General features: G+C 74.5%; 13 protein-coding genes. 8 read left to right on the forward strand and 5 right to left on the reverse strand.

Translation table 11 applies throughout. The annotated features are described in order from the left end of the window. The first annotated feature begins 194 nt into the window (after positions 1 to 194). Positions 195 to 2,363, forward strand: a complete 2,169-nt coding sequence (locus tag AB0E62_RS01625; RefSeq protein ID WP_362186399.1) for an acetoacetate decarboxylase family protein — start codon at positions 195 to 197, stop codon at positions 2,361 to 2,363. Between the two features lie 28 nt (positions 2,364 to 2,391). Then, a complete protein-coding gene (locus AB0E62_RS01630) occupies positions 2,392 to 2,652 on the forward strand; it encodes a hypothetical protein (protein WP_362186402.1) in 261 nt (86 codons plus the stop codon). Positions 2,653 to 2,677: 25 nt separating this feature from the next. On the opposite strand, the gene AB0E62_RS01635 is transcribed toward AB0E62_RS01630, so the two are convergent. Then, positions 2,678 to 4,303: a peroxidase family protein gene (locus AB0E62_RS01635; protein WP_362186405.1), complete on the reverse strand. Its 1,626-nt coding sequence runs from the start codon at positions 4,301 to 4,303 to the stop codon at positions 2,678 to 2,680. Between the two features lie 71 nt (positions 4,304 to 4,374). Beyond that, on the reverse strand, positions 4,375 to 5,658 hold the full coding sequence (locus tag AB0E62_RS01640) for a cytochrome P450 (RefSeq protein ID WP_362186408.1): 1,284 nt from the start codon (positions 5,656 to 5,658) through the stop codon (positions 4,375 to 4,377). A gap of 126 nt (positions 5,659 to 5,784) precedes the next feature. On the opposite strand from AB0E62_RS01640, the gene AB0E62_RS01645 reads away from it, so the two are divergent. Then, positions 5,785 to 6,483 (forward strand): lysophospholipid acyltransferase family protein, encoded by a 699-nt coding sequence (locus tag AB0E62_RS01645; RefSeq protein WP_362186411.1) that lies wholly within the window; start codon positions 5,785 to 5,787, stop codon positions 6,481 to 6,483. 407 nt (positions 6,484 to 6,890) lie between these two features. Beyond that, on the forward strand, positions 6,891 to 8,150 hold the full coding sequence (locus tag AB0E62_RS01650; protein WP_362186414.1) for a beta-ketoacyl-[acyl-carrier-protein] synthase family protein: 1,260 nt from the start codon (positions 6,891 to 6,893) through the stop codon (positions 8,148 to 8,150). A 272-nt stretch (positions 8,151 to 8,422) separates the two neighbouring features. Here the strand turns inward: AB0E62_RS01650 and AB0E62_RS01655 are convergent, their stop codons facing one another. Continuing rightward, positions 8,423 to 9,034, reverse strand: coding sequence for a GNAT family N-acetyltransferase (locus tag AB0E62_RS01655; RefSeq protein WP_362186417.1), 612 nt, complete (start codon positions 9,032 to 9,034; stop codon positions 8,423 to 8,425). A gap of 803 nt (positions 9,035 to 9,837) precedes the next feature. On the opposite strand from AB0E62_RS01655, the gene AB0E62_RS01660 reads away from it, so the two are divergent. The 3 genes from AB0E62_RS01660 (at position 9,838) to AB0E62_RS01670 (ending at position 12,410) form a co-directional block, all read left to right on the forward strand. Then, positions 9,838 to 10,713 (forward strand): helix-turn-helix transcriptional regulator, encoded by an 876-nt coding sequence (locus tag AB0E62_RS01660; RefSeq protein WP_362186420.1) that lies wholly within the window; start codon positions 9,838 to 9,840, stop codon positions 10,711 to 10,713. Positions 10,714 to 10,812: 99 nt separating this feature from the next. Then, on the forward strand, positions 10,813 to 11,628 hold the full coding sequence (locus AB0E62_RS01665; RefSeq protein ID WP_362186423.1) for an SAM-dependent methyltransferase: 816 nt from the start codon (positions 10,813 to 10,815) through the stop codon (positions 11,626 to 11,628). 278 nt (positions 11,629 to 11,906) lie between these two features. Beyond that, positions 11,907 to 12,410, forward strand: coding sequence for a hypothetical protein (locus AB0E62_RS01670; RefSeq protein ID WP_362186426.1), 504 nt, complete (start codon positions 11,907 to 11,909; stop codon positions 12,408 to 12,410). Between the two features lie 67 nt (positions 12,411 to 12,477). Here the strand turns inward: AB0E62_RS01670 and AB0E62_RS01675 are convergent, their stop codons facing one another. Further along, positions 12,478 to 13,566: a glycerophosphodiester phosphodiesterase family protein gene (locus tag AB0E62_RS01675; RefSeq protein WP_362186429.1), complete on the reverse strand. Its 1,089-nt coding sequence runs from the start codon at positions 13,564 to 13,566 to the stop codon at positions 12,478 to 12,480. A 156-nt stretch (positions 13,567 to 13,722) separates the two neighbouring features. Further along, positions 13,723 to 14,835, reverse strand: coding sequence for a PP2C family protein-serine/threonine phosphatase (locus AB0E62_RS01680; RefSeq protein ID WP_362186432.1), 1,113 nt, complete (start codon positions 14,833 to 14,835; stop codon positions 13,723 to 13,725). 250 nt (positions 14,836 to 15,085) lie between these two features. Here AB0E62_RS01680 and AB0E62_RS01685 point away from each other — a divergent pair, with 250 nt between their 5' ends. Continuing rightward, entirely contained in the window at positions 15,086 to 16,636 is a 1,551-nt protein-coding gene (locus AB0E62_RS01685; RefSeq protein WP_362186435.1) for an APC family permease, read from the forward strand. Positions 16,637 to 16,978 lie beyond the last annotated feature (342 nt).

Consider the following 16,978-nt stretch of genomic DNA (forward strand, 5'->3'; position numbering starts at 1 on the left):
CATGTGCGGCGATTATGCGCGGCCCCGGCGGCCCCGGCGCCCAGGCTCGGCGCGCGGCGCGGCCCCCGCGGGCATCCTCTACCTGGATGGATGAAGGTGCGGGCACGGCCCCGCTGGCCGACGATGGGAGCGGGGCCGGGCCCGTCGGCGCGGCCCCCGCTGCGCCCCATGTCGTCGAGCCGAGGGAGCGTCGGATGCGAGCGGACGGCACCGCACCCGGACGGCCCGCGCCGGACGGCCGGGACGCCAGGGAACTGCTGCGCGGGTGCGCCCGGGACGTGGTGGAGGTCGCCGAGGGCATCCGCGCGGTCTCCGCACGCACCAGCACCGCGCTGTTCACCCCGGCCCTGACCGCCTCAGCGCGCCGCCGCCCCCGCACCGGCCTGCCCGCCCAGTGGGCCCTGCTGCGCGCCCTGACCAGCACCCAGGGCCTCGGCGGCTCGGCGATCACCGCACCGAAGGGGGTGGGCCACATGCTCGGCGCCGCCGGGGAGGCGCTGGGCCGGGAGAGCCTGGCCGCGCTGGTGGCGGTCACCTCGCTGCGGCTGCGGATCGCGGCCGTGCTGGTCGACCACCCCGAGTTCGTGCGCGATCCCGGCATGCGCCGGCTGACCGAGGCCGTCACCACCGACCGGGACCTGGCGGCCGTACGGTCCCTGCGCGCCCTGTTCCGCGACCAGGGGGCCCAGCGCGCGCTGTCCGGGCTGGCCCCGCTCATGGCCGAACTCCTCGCGATCCGCGCCCTGCTGGACGAGGACCCGCACAACGACGAGACCGGCTGGGCGCTGGCCACCGGCCGTGAACTGTCCGCCGATCCGCTGCACGGCGTCAGCGCCGCCCACCTGGCGGGCCTGGACCGGGGCGAGGGCGCCGCCGAGGCCGTCACCCTCACCGACCAGGAGCGTCAGGTCATCGCCACGAGAGGGTCCTTCCTCGGTTTCCTGCGCAACATCGAGATGCTCTCCACGAACGGGCGGATCCTGCTGCAGAACGTGCGCGGCCCGGACGGCGTCGTCCGCTACGTCCTCCAGGCACCCGGCATGGCGCCCGGCCGCCCCCGCAACGACTCCCCGCAGGACTTCATCGGCGCCTGGCGCAACCTGTTCATGCCCGACTCGCCGTACACCCGGTCGATCCTGCTCGCCCTGCGGGACTACGGCATCCCGCGCGGCGCCGACCTCGCCCTGATTGGGCACAGCGAGGGCGGGATCGCGGTGATGAACCTCGCCCAGGACGAGGAGTTCTGCCGCGCCTACCGGGTCACCCACGTGATCGCCGTCGGCTCCCCGGTCGACAACAAGAAGCCCGCCGACCCGCGCACCTGGGTCGCCAGCATCACCAACCAGCACGACATCGTGCCCGTCCTCGACGGCCGGGGCGCGGGCTCCGCGTTCGACCCGCACCCGAACTGGTACGAGGTCGACTACACCGGCCCCACCCACGAGTTCCCGCTGTGCCACATGCTGCACGAGTACATCGAGCACCTGCGCACCGTCGTCCCCGAGGCCCGCGAGCGCGTCGACGAGGCCCTCGCCCCCTACCGCGGACCCGTCGTGCGCACCCAGGCCTACCAGCTCAAGGACCGCGCCAACCCGCCCGAGGGCTATCCCTTCCTCACCCTGCCGATCACCTCGGTCCCCACCACGGCGGGCCCGGTCGACGTGCCCGTGCGCTACTACGACTCCTCCGCCGCCCACCTGTGCTTCCCCGTCGACGCGGACACCGCGCGCGGGCTGCTGCCCGAGGTCACCTGGATGACGCCGAGCCGGCTGGGCCGGCGGGCACTCGCGGTGCTGTCGCTGTACGAGCACCGCTGCACCACCATCGGCCCGTACACCGAGATCGCCCTCTCCGTGCTGGTGGACGACCTGTGGCGGCCGCGCCCCTACGATGTCGCCCTCGACCTGCTGCGCCGGGTCGACCTGCGCCGCACCGGCCGCTACGTCGTCTCCCTCGCCGTCACCAGCGAGGAGGCGCGGGCCGTCGCCCGGGAGATCTGGGGCCAGCCCGCGATCCGGGTGAGCGCCGAGGCCAGGCTGACCGGCCGGGACCTCGCCCTGCGCGCCCCGGACCTCGGCCTCGCCGTCGACGGCCGCCTCGGGCCCGGCGCGCGCTGCCCCGAGGCCGACTGGATCCTCTACGGCCGCCGGGGCGAGAGCACCATCCGTACCCAGGTCCGGGCCCACGGCGGACTGCGGCTGCACCACGGCGGCGGCGTCCGGCTGCGGCTGGACGCCGGGGCGGCCGAACCCCTCGCCGGGCACCTGCGCCGGCTCGGCATCGCCACGGCCCGCCCCCGGCTGGTCCTGGCCAGCCCCTCGTTCATGCTCCACCGCAGTGCCGGCACCGTTCTGCCGCGCTGACACCCCCCACCCCCACGGGAGCCCCGCCATGGTGACCGAGCCCGCCCACGCCACGTCGTTCGACGCCGAACTCCGCGACCGTGCCGAGGCGTTGCGGTCGGACGCCGAACTGATGGAGGAGTACGCCCGGCGGCTGCGGGCCACCGCCGGCACGCTCGCCGGCTGCCCGGCGGCCCCGGAGTGGAGCCGCCCCACGCTGGAGCGGCAGGCCGCCGCCTGCGTCACGGCGGCGGAGCAACTGCGCACGGCCGCCGAGGCGTTGCGCACCCACGCGGGAACCGGGGACTGAACCCGCCCGGCTCCCCCGCGGGTGCTCAGTTCAGTGCGGCCCGGGCCTGGGCCGCGCTCCGGCCGAGCGAGACGACGTAACGCCCCTTGTCCTCCGGCAGGTTGCGGTGCACCAGGTCGGAGAAGCTGCGGGTGTGCCGGATGATCTCCCAGCCCTCGGGGGAGAAGGTGGCGGGTCCGAACAGGCGGGGCGCCAGCAGCGGGTTGTTCAGCGCCTCGGAGAACGCGTCGACGGAGATGATCCGTTCGAGCAGCCGGCCGAAGATCGCCCCGGGTTCCGGTTCCTCCGCGAACAGCCCCACGTGCAGGTCGATCGCGTCCACGTCGCCGTACACCTCCAGCAGCGCCTGCTGGACGCGCGGGTCGCCGGAGATCTGCCGCGGGTCGGTGACCCGGGGGAAGCCGTAGTAGGCCCGGTAGTCGTTGTACGAGGCCAGCCGCAGCTCCCGGCCGACGGCGACGCTGTGTTCCTCGATGGGCAGCAGCAGCGGATCGGTGTTGAACAGGCCGGACAGACCGGCGGGTTGCCGGGACAGGTCCTGGAACAGCGGGCCGAGGCCCCGGTCCAGGAGCAGCTGTCCGTTGGCGATGGTGTGCGCGAGCGGCACCGGCCGCCCGGCGATGGCGTACGTGGACGGGATCAGGCTGTGCCAGCGGTAGACGAGGCTGAACTCGATCGTCGCCCGGTTCTCCCGGTGCCACACCCCCCGGTCGGTGCGCACCGGATCGAGGACGAAACCGAAGTGGTACGGCGTGATGTGGTTGATGTACTCCTCCAGCATCACCCGGATCATCAGCACGATCAGCGTGTTGCGGGCGGTCTGGAAGATCCGTTCGTCGTCCCAGTCCGGGTGCGCGGCCGCGAGGATGCCGGCGACCCGGTTGTGCTCGCGCAGGAACAGGACGTTCAGCGCCATCGGCCCGATGTGCGCGTGCGCCCGCTCCCCGCCCCACGCGAACAGCGTGTCCACGAACTCCTCGGGCACCTCCTCGAACCGCACCGGCCGGATGGCCCGGAACTCTTCCCTGATCCGCCCGCCCTCGCACAGCGCGGGCGGGAACTCGCCCCCGTCGACGATCCGGCTCTTGAGCCGGCCGCCCCGGAAGGCACGCAGACAGGCGGTGACCTCCTCCCGGTCGCCGTAGAGCTGGCACATGTCCAGGGTGTGCGGCGAGTCGGTGCGCCGCGGGTCGCCGGTGGCCGCGTGGCCGCGCAGGAAGCCGTCGGTGAACCACTGCGCGAACGCCGGGAGCAGCGCCGTGGACCGGGCGCAGCAACGGCCCTCGCCCTCGCGGCGGAACAGCTCGGCCACCCGCTCCGGGGCGGGCAGGTCCCGGCGCGCCTCGGTCACCGGCGGCAGCTGCCGGCCCACCCAGGACCGGTCGGTCAGCGAGTCCCAGGAGGTGTAAGGGGCCTTGGTGCTCAGCGGGTTGGGGCGGGGCGGCGCCTTGAGCACGGCCAGGTCGATCAGCGTCGAGTTGAGCCTGCGGTGCAACCACCGGCTGCGCCGGGCGGTCTGCCAGGCCGGGCCGTAGTGGGTCAGCAGATGGGTCTCGAAGCGGTTGCGCAGCCCGTCCCGGGACCTGTCCCTGGCCCCGGTCCAGGGCGGCGTCCCCTCCTGGTCCTGGGGCGGGCGGGAGGTGACGGTCATCGGTCCTCCGGTCGGTTCACGGGGTGGTCGGTTCACAGGGGGGGCCGTGTACGGGGCGGCCGGGCCCGGGGTCAGGACGCGGGCACGGTGTCCCGGCCGGACCGCACGGTGTAGTGCTGCGGGAACGGGGTGCCCGCGTAGTCCAGGGCGCGTTCGGCGCCGGGCAGCGGGCGCACCCCGGGGCGCAGCAGCACCCGCCGCACCAGCTCGGGCACGATCACCCGGGCCGCGTACCGGCCGACGCAGTCGTGGGCGCCGTAGCCGAGGACGAGGTTGTGCGCGGGCGGTCGTCCGGGCCGGAACTCGCCCGGCGCGTCGAGCACGTCCTCGTCGAACATCGCCGAAGCGAAGCAGGCCAGCACCACGCTGCCGGCCGGAACGACCGTCTGCCGCCCGGTGCCCGCGGCCAGCAGGTGGTCGCGCACGCACAGCCGGGGCGTCACCGGCACGAACGGGTGGAAGCGCAGTGCCTCCCACACATGGGCGTCGAAGCGGGACGGGTCGCTCTCGCCCGCCGCCCGCTCCGCCTCCGCCAGCGCCTCGGGGCGCACGGCGAGTTCCTTCAGCGCGGTGGCCGTGCACTGGGTGGCGTTCTGCTGATAACCCGTCAGATAGCCGACCAGGTTGGCGTTGACCCGCTCGTCGTCGAAGCCGTACCCGGCCGGCAGCCGGGTGCGCAGCATCCGGCCGAGCACGTCGTCCGGGCCGTCGTCCGGGGGCGCGGCCCGGCGGCGGGCGATCACCTCGGCGACCCGCTCGCGCAGCTCCCGGCCGGCGGCCACGCCCGCCGCGTGGATCTCCGGGTCCCGGCCGGGGTTGATGGCGAACGCCCACTGCATCCGGCGGGTGCAGGAGTGCAGCGTCTCCTCCTCGACGCCGGTGAAGCCCAGGTAGGCGACGGCGACCCGGGCGGCGGCCAGGCGGGCGTAGTCCTGGACGAGGTCGAAGGTGTCCGTGCCGCGGCCGATCACCTCGTCCAGCACCTCGTCGGCGATCCGCGCGGTGAGTTCCCGGACCCGGGGCGCGTCCTCGGCGGCGAGCATCAGCTGCCCGTACCCGCGCTCCCGCCAGTGCACGTCCGCGCCGTCCCGGGCGAGGATGAACGGTCCGCCGAGCACGTCCTCCAGGACGGGACCGAACACCCCCACGGTGAACGTCTCGGGCGCCGACAGCACCTCCAGCACATCGGGGTGCCGGGTGACGAACACACCGATGGGCGTGGCGAACACCGGCCGGTGTGCGCGCAGTTCGGCGAACAGCTCCGCCCGGCCGGCCGCCATGGCCCGCCGCAGCAGAGCCACCCGCTGCGGGACGTCGTCCTGGGGGATCGCGTCGTAGGCGGCGAGAAAGTCCATGCCGGTCATTCAGCCACCGGGCCCCGGCCGGCGCACGCCGGACGGGCATTCGGGGCAGAGGGGTGCGGGCGGGCGGGACGCGGGGGACGATGGGCGTCCGGGGGACACGGCGGAGAGGAGTGCCCGATGCTGTCGGCATGGGCCGGGGCGCTGGTGCCCGTATTCAGCGACACGAGCGTGACCGGCACCGGCAACCTGGCCGTGACGGGCACCGGTGACCTGGCGCGGGGGTCCGGCGCCGGCCGTCTCCTCGCCGCCAACCACACCTCGTTCTTCGACCCGGTGCTGCTCCTCGGCACCCTGCACCGGCTCGGGCTGCGCCCCGCCGTGCTGACGACGGCCGGGCTGTGGCGGGTACCGCTGCTGGGCCGGGCCCTCACCCGGGAGGGTCACGTGCCCGTGCACCGGGGCAGCCGCCGCGCCCCGGACGCCCTCCGGCACGCCGCCGACGCCCTGGCCGCCGGACGCGACGTGCTCATCTACCCCGAGGGCGGTCTGCCCCGCTACCGCGCCTCCCACGACCGCCCGCCCGGCCGCCTGAAGTCCGGGGTGGTCCGCCTCGCCCTGTCCACCGGCGCGCCGGTGATCCCGGTCGGACACGCGGGCGCCCGCCGGGTCACCTCCGGCAACCGCGCCAAACAGCTCGCCGGCTGGGCCACCGCACCCCTCCGCCGCCCCCGCGTCCACGTCCACATCGCCCCCGCCGTCCGCCTGGACGCCTCCGACTCCCCCCTGACCACCCTGGAGACCGCCCTCGCCGACGCCTGGTCGAAGGCCGTCCGGGCCATGGAGAAGGGGCCGGACGGGGCCGCCGCCCGTGGTTGACCCGGAGAGTCCGACGCGAGGCGGCGGGTCCGGCGCACGACGCCGAGGGAAGCCCGGCGCCGACGGCGGGCGGGGCCGGTGCGGGCCGGCAGCGGCGGCGTTCCCGGGCGCGCGGTGGCGTCCGCCGACGCCGGACGAGTCCGCCTGGCGGAGCGCGCGCAGGAGAAGGCCGCCTGGGCGGGCTCCGGACCCGAGAGGGCGGACCGGGCGGATTCCCGGTCGAGGAGTGCGAGCGGGCGGTCTCCGTGCGGGCCGGGCTCTACCGGGCGGCACCTGTGAAGCCCGCCCTGCGGGCCCCGTGCCGGCACGGGGCCGTTCCCGCATCCGGGTGGTAGCGCGCCCGCTCCCCGGCCGGGCGAGCTGTCGTGGCGCGGAACCGGGCCGGCGCGTGCGCATAATCACGGCTCATGCAGCGGCTCATGCAGCAGGTGGAAGCAGGGACGGCCCGGGCGCCGGTCGCCGTCACCGGACTCGGTCTGATCACCCCGGCCGGCATCGGCCGGGACGCTGCCTGGGCGGGGCTGTGCGCCGGGCAGGCCACCGCCGCTGTCGACCCCGCGCTGGCCGGACTGCCCGTGGCCTTCTCCTGCCAGGTCCCCGGCCTGGACGCGCCCGGCCTGCTCGGGCACCGGCTGGCCCGCCGGCTCGACCGGTTCACCACCTTCGCGCTGCTCGCCGCCCGCGAGGCCGTCGCCGACGCCGGCCTCGCCCCGGCCGACTGGGACGGCGCCCGGGTCGGCGTGGTGATGGGCGTCGGCACCGGGTCCATGCAGGGCTGGCAGGCCGAGTTCGACCGGCTCGCCGACGCCGTCCCCGAGCGGGTCTCCCCCCTGGCGCTGCCGCGCAGCGTGCCCAACATGGCCGCCGCCGAGATTGCCCTGGACCTCGGCGCGCGCGGACCCAACATGGTGGTCAGCACCGCCTGCGCCTCCGGCACCAGCGCGCTCGGCCTGGCCCGGGACTGGCTGCTGTCCGGCCGGTGCGACCTCGTCCTGGCCGGCGGCAGCGAGTCGGCCCGGCTGCGGATGACCGCCGCCTGCTTCGCCCAGATGCGCGCCCTGTCCCGCCGCGCGGACAGCCCCGCCGCCGCATCCCGGCCCTTCGACCGGGACCGGGACGGGTTCGTCCTCGGCGAGGGCGCCGCCGTCCTCGTCCTGGAGCGCACCGCCGACGCCCGCGCCCGGGGCGTACGGCCCGAGGCGCTGCTCGCCGGGTTCGGCGCCTCCTGCGACGCCCACCACTTCACCGCCCCGCACCCCGACGGCGACGGCGCCGCCCGCGCCCTCGGCGCCGCCCTCGCCGACGCCGGCCTGGCCCCCGAGGACATCGACCACGTCAACGCGCACGGCACCGCCACCCCCCAGGGAGACGCCGCCGAACACAACGCGCTGCACCGCGTCTTCCGCCGCCCCCCGCCCGTCACCGCCGTCAAGGGCACCATCGGGCACGCCATCGGCGGCGCCGGGGCCATCGAGGCGGCCTGCACCGTGCTCACCCTGCGCCACCAGCTGATCCCGCCCACCGCCAACCTGGACACGCTCGACCCGGCGATGGACCTGGACATCGTCACCAAGGTGCCCCGCCCGCACCGGATGGCGGCCGCCGTCAGCAACTCCTTCGGTTTCGGCGGCCAGAACGCCGTACTCGTCCTCACCGCCGTCGACTAGCCCGCCCAGGGCCGGGAAAGGGCCGCCATGTCCTCGGAGATCTCCGGCACCGCCCGGCCGGCGGCCGGTTCCGGCCCACCGGCGAGCAGCTGATGATCGGCGTCTTCGTCGCCGTACCAGCGCCCGGCACGGCGTGCTCACCGGCCGGCTCGACGCCGGCGCCCGGCTGATCCGCTGGTTCGAACGCCTCGGCTGGGCCTAGGACCTGCGCTGGCCGGACCGGCGCCGCCTCACGGCCCGGCGCGCGACGGACGGCGACGGCCGGGCCGGGGTCAGCGCACCCGTTCGGCCGCCGCGCGGGTGAGGTGGCGGCGCGGCCCGGCGGCGGCCCGGGCCCGGCCGGTGCCGGTCGCGGGCGCGTCGGTGAGCTGCCGGACGAACAGGCTGACGCTGGCCTCCTCCTCGAAGCCGTTGCGGCGCATCAGCTCGGCGGAGGGGGTGTTGCGCCGCTCCACGTCCGTGACCACGCACACCGCGCCGGCCTCGGCCAGCCGCGCACAGCACTCCCGCACCAGCAGGGAGGCCGCTCCCCGCCCCTGGTAACCGGGGTCGACGGCGATCCACTCCAGGTAGCCCCAGTCGGCGCGCTGCTCGAAGGACAGCGAACCGAGCACGAAGCCGGCGACGCGGTCACCGTCGAGCAGGACGAAGCAGGCCGGGTCCGGCGCGTCCAGGTGCCCGGCGACGGCCGACAGCGACCAGCCCGTGTACGGCATGGCGTCGGTGTCGTACACCCGGTGGCCGAGGCCGAGCACGGCGGCCAGGTGCTCGATGCCGAGCGGGCGCAGCGTCAGCTCGCCGGCGGGGGAGCCGGGCGGGCCGGCGGACGCCGGTGGTTCCTGCGGGACCGGTGCGGCGGCGGGATCGGTGGGTGTGGCGGCCATGAGCACTCCCTTCGGGGCGGCATTTGGCAGCATATGTCCGGTCCGTCGATCGGGCACGACCGGTTCCGCCCGGGCCGGGCGTCATAGGGGGAGGCGGCCCGGGGCGGTCGGTCGGCCCCGGAGGCGAGCCGGTCGGGGCCGCAGAGCCCGGGGAGTCGACCAGGACACTCGCCTCCGGGTGGTTCGGAAGGGGCCGGCGGCCGGCGCGGAGACCGTCCGGCGTCCGTTGCCCCGCCCGTACGAGCCCAGCCTCCGCCCCGGAAGGCGGCCGGCTGTCCGCCGCCCGGCCGGTACGCGCCCGGGAGCCGCCGGAGGCCGCTCGGTACGGGACACCGTGCCCATCGGCCCAGCAGCGGTGCCCGGGCACCGGGGTGGAACGCTCGCCCCGCCCGGTACCGCCGGGGTGCCGGCATGACCGGGTGCGACCACCACCGCGCGGGAGCGGTCCGCGGCGGTGGCGGTCGGCGGCCGGGCGGGGGAGCCGTCGGGGGAGAGGACGGAGCCATCGCCGTGCGTCTTCCGTCCGGCCTCGTGAGCGGGTCGCGGTCGGCGGACGTGTGCGCCGCCTGCCCGAAGACCCTGGTGGCGACCGGTCTGCCGCCGGCCGGACGTGCCGCCCGCTCCGTGGGCCGGCCGGGAGCGGCGGGTCCACTCTGGCACCTGCCAACCAGACATCGCAACCGGCAAGTTGAAATTTGCAAGTGGCGAAGTGCATGCTGCATCCGACGGAACGTGATCCAATGGGCGGCGGGAAACCGGTGTCGCCCGTGCGGACGACCGGGAGCCGGCGAGGGGGGGTGGGCGTGACCGTGGAGACCGAGTGGGGCGGTGCGCCCTCCGTGCTGCGCATGATCCTCGGCAGACGCCTGGAGGACCTGCGCACCCGGGCCGGCCTCAGCTACGCCGAGGCGGGCGCGGCCATCGGGGTCAGCCACTCCACGATCCGCCGCATGGAGGCCGCCAAGGTGGCCCGGCTGCGGCTCGCGGACGCCGAGAAACTGCTCCAGGTCTACGGCGTCACGGACCGGGACGAGGTCGGCACCTTCCTGGAGTCCGTGCGCGAGGCCAACAAGCGCGGCTGGTGGCACACATACCGCGATGTGGTGCCGCACTGGCTGCCCGCCTACCTCAGCCTGGAGCAGGCGGCCCTGCACCTGCGCGGCTACGAGAACCAGTTCGTGCACGGCCTGCTGCAGACCGAGGGCTACGCGCGCGCCCTGCTCACCGCCTCCTACCCGCACGCCCCCGCCGAGACCACCGAGCGCCGGGTCGCGCTGCGCACGCGCCGCCAGAAACTGCTGATGCGGGCCGAACCACCGCGGCTGTGGGTCGTGATGGACGAGACCGTGCTGCGCCGGCCGGTCGGCGGCCCCCAGGTGATGCGCGCGCAGATCGACCACCTCATCGAGCTGGGCCGGCTGCCCCATGTCACCGTGCAGGTCATGCCGCTGGCGAGCGGACCGCACCCCGCGCTGTGGGGCGGCGCCTTCCACCTCTTCCGGTTCCGCGCCCGCGAACTGCCCGACATCGCCTACCTCAGCGGACTGGCCAGGGCCGAGTACCTGGACAAGCCCGACGAGGTGGTGGTCTACCGGGAGGCCCTGGACCGGCTCAGCGCCCAGGCGCCGTCCGCCCGGAAGACCGAGACCCTGCTCGCCGCGCTGCGCAAGGAGTGGTGAGCCGCCGACCGTATCCGCCCGTCGTACCACCCAGCGCACCCGCCCCCGCACGTGCCGACGCGAGGGCTCGACCCCTGACTCGAATGTGGAGACACGGCGTTGCCCGACAACGGATGGCCGGCCGACCGGATCGACACCGAGAACGCCCACTCCGCCCGCGTCTACGACTACCTCCTCGGCGGCAAGGACTACTACACCGCCGACAAGGAGGCGGGCGAGGCGATGGTGCGGGAGTGGCCCGCGCTCCCGGTCCATATGCGCGCCAACCGGGACTTCATGAACCGGGCGGTGCGCCGGCTCGCCGAGGACGCGGGCGTGCGCCAGTTCCTGGACATCGGCACCGGCATCCCGACCTGCCCCAACCTGCACGAGATCGCCCAGGCCGTGGCCCCCGAGTCACGGGTCGTCTACGTCGACAACGACCCGATCGTGCTCACCCTCTCCCAGGGCCTGCTGGCCAGCGCCCCCGAGGGCCGCACCGCGTACCTGGAGGCCGACTTCCGCGATCCGGCGGCCATCCTGAACGCCCCCGAACTGCGCGAGACGCTGGACCTGGGCCGGCCCGTCGCCCTCACCGTCATCGCGATCGTGCACTTCATGCTGGACGCGGACGACGCGGTCGGGCTGGTGCGCCGGCTGCTGGAGCCGCTGCCCTGCGGCAGTTACCTCGCGATGTCCGTCGGCACCGCCGACTTCGCCCCCGCCGAGGTCGGCCGGGTCGCCCGCGAGTACGCGGCCCGCGGCATGCCGATGCGGCTGCGCACCCTCGCCGAGACCCACGAGTTCTTCGACGGCCTGGACCTGCTCGGGCCCGGCGTCGTCCAGGTGCACAAGTGGCATCCCGACGGCAGCGGCGAACGGGGCGTCCGGGACGAGGACATCGCCATGTACGGCGCGGTAGCCCGCAAGCCGTGACAGACCCGGGGCCGGGGTCCGACCCACCTCCCGGACCCCGGCCCCGCCTCCCGTCGTACGACGGGCCGTGCGCGGGCCGGCGGCCACCGCCCCCGAGACGAACGGAAGGCCCGAGGCGAACGGAAGCCCGGAGCCGAAAGGGAAGCCCGGAGCCGAACGGAAGGAAACCCCGGAGAACGTCCTCCGGGAAACGGAACCGGAGTGCCCGGAAAGCGGTCTTAAGGACCGTCGACGGCCGGGACCGGCCCGGTCGCGAAGAATCCGGGGGAACGAGACATATGTCCGAGCGCAGCCGCAAGACCCTCCTGACCGCCACCGCCCTCGCCGCCGGGCTCACCCTGGCCGCCGTCACCCCCGCCCTCGCGGGCGGCACCACGAGCCACGCCCCCCGCACCGCCGCCGTGTCCTCGCCCGCCCAGGGCGACCCGCGCAGCGCCGCCCACCACGTGGCCGACTTCTACGGCGCCTACATCGACGCCGTCTGGGCCGCCGACGACCCCACGGCCGCGGCGAGCGCCAAGGCCCTGCGCGGCTTCTACCTCTCCGCCGGGGCCCGCAAGTCGGTCGCCGCCTACGAGCAGCGGGAGCACGCCGACGGCATCCTGTTCGCGCAGAACGTGCCGGTGAAGTGGCAGGCGGCCTACACCGGCTCCGGCGCGGGCCACGCCACCACCAGGGTCACGCTCACCTGGGGCGACGGCCCGCACGCCGAGGTCAGCCGGATCGACGTCCAGTCCGATCTGAAGACCCTGAAGATCACCGGCCTCAGGCCGGCCGCCTGACCAGGGGGGTGGGCCCCGCCCCGCCCCACTCGGGGCCGGACCCACCCCCCGCGCATCCTGGGCCCGGTCAGGCGTGGCCGTGCGGCTGGTAGGAGCGCGGCAGCCGCATGCCCCGGTCGGCCATGATCCGCCGTACCCGGTCGGGATAGTCCGTGATGATCCCGTCGACGCCCAGGTCCATCAGCGCCTCGACGGTCGCCGGATCGTCACAGGTCCACGGCACCACCTTCAGCCCCCGGGCGTGCGCCCGCGCGACCATGGCGGCGTCGGAGTAGAACCGGAAATCCGGGTCGCCGACCTCGCCGCTCTGCGGGAAGCCGTAGTTGGGGGAGAGGGTGGTGACGCCGGGCAGGGTCGCCGCCGCCCGGACGAAGTCGCCGCCGTAGTCGTCGGCGTCGATGCCGCCCAGCCACGGGGACGCACCGGGCCGGCCGACCTGGAGGAAGTCGTAGTTGGTCAGCGCCACCAGCGGCCACCGCGGCGCGAGCCGGTGCATCACCCTCAGCGCGCCCCAGTCGAACGACTGGATGGTGACCTGCCGCTCGATGCCCGAGCGGTGGATCTCCTCGTACACCCGGCGCACGAACACCTCGCGCGGCGCGGTCTGTTCGGGCGCGCCCGCCTCCACCTTGGTCTCGATGTTCAGCTTCACGCCCCGGGCACGGTAGCTCCTCACCAGGCCCAGGACGTCCTTCAGTTCCACCATCCGGAAGCCCTGGACGACCTCCTGCTCGGGGAAGCCGGGCAGTTGCCGGTAACCGCAGTCCAGCGTCTTGACCTGAGCCAGTGTCAGGTCCTTGATGTACTTGCCGGTGTAGGGGTACAGCGGGTCGCCGGGCGCGACCGGACCGGTGTCCCGGCACTTGACGCCGCTGATCTGCCGGTCGTGGTTGACCACCACCTTCAGGTCCCGGGTGACCTGGGTGTCCAGTTCCAGCGTGGACACCCCGAGCCGCAGCGCCTTGCCGAAGCCCTCCAGCGACTCCTCGGTGGTCAGGCCGAGACCGCCGCGGTGCGCCTGGAGGTCGAAGCGGGCCGGCGCGGGGCCGCCGGGCGTCGCCTGCGCGGCCACCGGGGACAGCAGCGCGGGCAGCACGGCCAGGCCGGCCAGCAGGGGCCGGGCGAGGCGTCGTAGGGGCAGGTGCCGTAAGGGCATCGGGAACCTCACTCGGGTCGGGGCGGGCGGGGAGCCCGCCGGCGGGCGCGTGGCGGATTCTCGCAACGCCCCGCGGGGCGGGCCACCCTCCCGGCTGAACACCGCCGCACCGGCAGGTGAACGCTCCCGCCGCCCCGCCGTGCCGCCGACGGCCCCTCAGCCCTGGTGGCGGCGGCGTTCGGCGGTGGCGCGGTGGACGGCGATGAGCGCGGCGTCGTCCCCGAGCCGGCCGCCGGCGTGGGCCAGCAGATCGCGCCGCAGATGGTGCATGAGCGCCTCGGGGCCATCCCCGGTCCACCGCGCGACCCGGTCGGCGAGCGGATAGAACCGGCCCCGCTCGTCCCGGGCCTCCACCACCCCGTCGGTGTACAGCAGCAGCGTGTCGCCCGGTGCGAAGGAGAACACGTCCAGCGAGTGCTCGCCGCCGCACTGCACCCCGAGCGGCGGCGAGGGGTGCAGACTCGGGGCCGTGACGACATGGCCGGGGCTCAGCAGCAGCGGCGGCGGATGGCCGCAACTGGTCAGCCGGGTCACCGGGGCGTCGTCCGGGATCTCCACGAGCAGCGCGGTGGCGAACCGCTCGCCCTCCTCCTCCGGACGGTCCAGCTCGGCCGCGTAACGGGTGATGCTCCGGTCCAGCGCGGTGGCCAGTTCCGGCAGCGGGGCGAGCCGGTGCGCGCTCTCCCGGAAGGCGCCGAGCAGCAGCGCCGCCTCCCCGATCGCGGGCAGCCCCTTGCCGCGGACGTCCCCGATCAGCAGGCGTACCGTGCCGTCGCAGCGCGCCGCCGCGTACAGGTCGCCGCCGATCTGGGCCTCGTCCTCGGCGGCCAGGTACAGCGAGGCGATCCGCAGGGCGCCGATCCGCTCGGGCAGCGGCCACATCAACACGTGCTGGGCGGCCTCGGCGACCGTGCGGACCCGGGCCAGCTGGGCCTGACGGCGCTCGCGCAGGGCGCTGTAGAGGACGGTGAGCACGACCAGGACGGCGAGGGTGATGAGCTGCACGACATGGTTCGTGGTGGCGAGCCCGCCGTGCGTGACGGCGACGAGGAACTGCGCGGCGAGAGCGAGCGTACCGACGCCCGCGGTGGTGCGAGGGCCGGCGAAGGAGGGGGTGAGCGCGGGGGCGATCACCAGGGCCGGTCCGAGGTGCACGTCGTAGGGGGCCCGCATGTCCACCACGGTGATCGCGACGACGAGTGCGACGGGGAGTACCAGCAACGCGCGGGCCGACTGCCACGGTCGCGCGCGCCCGAGCCGGGGTGCCATGCCTCCCAGCGTGCGCCCGGGGCGGGAGTGGCGCACGTCACAAGGGAAGATTTGGAATCGGACATTCCGGGTGGGTGTGCGATTCCCGAATAGTGGACACCGATCACTTTGCCTTCGTCAGGCGGATCGACTAGCGTCATTCTCCGTTCAAATACCGGCCGGTTTCCCGTTTCGGCCTGGGAAATAAAGGTGCTTGACAGGTGTTCTGAACCACCCTCAACCGAAATCGCAGCATTTAGCGTCCTGTGTCATGACAGAGACGGCGATGAGGCCGGACGCCCACGACACGGCACCCGGCGACGGAGTGCGGGGCAAAGGCCTCGGCGGAAATTCCATCGGTCTGCTGGGCAGCGCGGTCATCGGTCTGTCGACCGTGGCCCCGGTCTACTGCCTCACCTCCACGCTCGGCTCCACCGCCGGCGAGGTCGGCCTGCACATGCCGGCCGTCTTCCTCGCCGGGTTCCTGCCGATGCTGCTGGTCGCCTTCGCCTACCGTGAGCTGAACAAGGCGGTGCCCGACTGCGGCACCTCGTTCACCTGGACGGTCAAGGCGTTCGGGCCGCACGTCGGCTGGATGTGCGGCTGGGGTCTGGTCATCGCGACCGTGATCGTCCTGTCCAATCTCGCCGGCGTCGCCACCACCTACTTCTGGCTGCTGGCCGGGGAGGTCACCGGTAGCGACGCCGTCTCCGGCCTCGACGGGAACAAGGCCGTGCACATCGTCACCTGTCTGGTCCTGATCGCCGCCGCCACCGCGGTCAGCTACCGGGGCATGACCACGACGAAGGGCGTGCAGTACGCGCTGGTGGGACTCCAGCTCGTGGTGCTCGCCCTTTTCGTCGTCCTGGCCCTGGACAAGGCCCGCACCGGCGCCTTCCCCGGGCACGCCGACTTCTCCTGGTCCTGGCTCAACCCCTTCGCGGTGGACTCCTTCGCCTCCTTCAGCGCCGGACTGTCCCTGTCGATCTTCATGTACTGGGGCTGGGACACCTGCCTGACCGCCAACGAGGAGACCGTCGGCAGCGAGAAGACACCGGGCCGGGCCGCCCTGATCGCCATGGTCGTCCTGGTCGGCTCCTACCTCGTGACCGGCGTCGCCGCCCAGATGGCCGTCGGCTCCGGCACCCACGGCCTGGGCCTGGCCAACCCGGACACCTCCGACAACGTCTTCGCCGCCCTGGCCGGCCCGGTCATGGGCCACCTGTGCGGCATCCTGCTCTTCGCCGCCGTCCTCGCCTCGGCCGCCGCGAGCCTCCAGACCACCTTCATCCCGGTCGCCCGCACGGTGCTCGCCATGTCGACGTACCAGGCCCTGCCCGCCTCCTACGCCCGCGTCCACGAGCGGTTCCGCACCCCCGGCCGGGCCACGGTCACCGCCGGCGTCGCCACCGGCGTCTTCTACACCGTGATGTCGCTGCTCAGCGAGCACGTCCTGGTCGACACCATCTACGCCCTCGGCCTGATGATCTGCTTCTACTACGCCCTCACCGCGTTCGCCTGCGCCTGGTTCTTCCGCCGCGACCTCACCCGCTCGGCCCGCGACGCCCTGTTCAAGGGGTTCTTCCCGGTCCTCGGCGGCATCCTGCTCACCGCCGTGTTCGGCAAGACGCTGTACGACATGTGGGACCCCGCCTACGGCAGCGGATCCGCCGTCCTCGGCGTCGGCTCCGTCTTCGTCATCGGGGTCGGCCTGCTGCTCCTCGGCGCGGTGATCATGCTGGTGATGCGGCGCCGCGACCCGGCCTTCTTCCGCGGCCAGGTCCTCACCGCGGGCACTCCGGCGCTCGTCGTGGAGGACTGAACCACTCCTTCGGGTGCCGTGTCGCGGGCGGCGCCCCGGGTACCCGTACGGCCCCCGGGCCGATCAGGCGGTCCCGGGTGCAAGGGTGCCGAATGGAGAGGTCATGACGCACGACGGGGAGGACACCGCGCCCCTGCGGCGAACGGAGGTCACCGAACTCCGCCTCGCCCCCGACGAACCGCGCCGCGCGCCCGCGCCCGCGGCTGCCGAACCGCGATCCGCGCCGGCTTCCGGACCGGCGGGGCTGACGGGACCGGGGTCCGGTTCCGCTTCCGGACCCAGGGGACCGGAGCCCGCCTCCGCCTCCGAACCGACCGCACCGCGGGCCGCCTCGGCCACGGA

It is taken from the genome of Streptomyces sp. NPDC038707, assembly GCF_040636485.1.
Classification (GTDB): Bacteria; Actinomycetota; Actinomycetes; order Streptomycetales; family Streptomycetaceae; genus Streptomyces.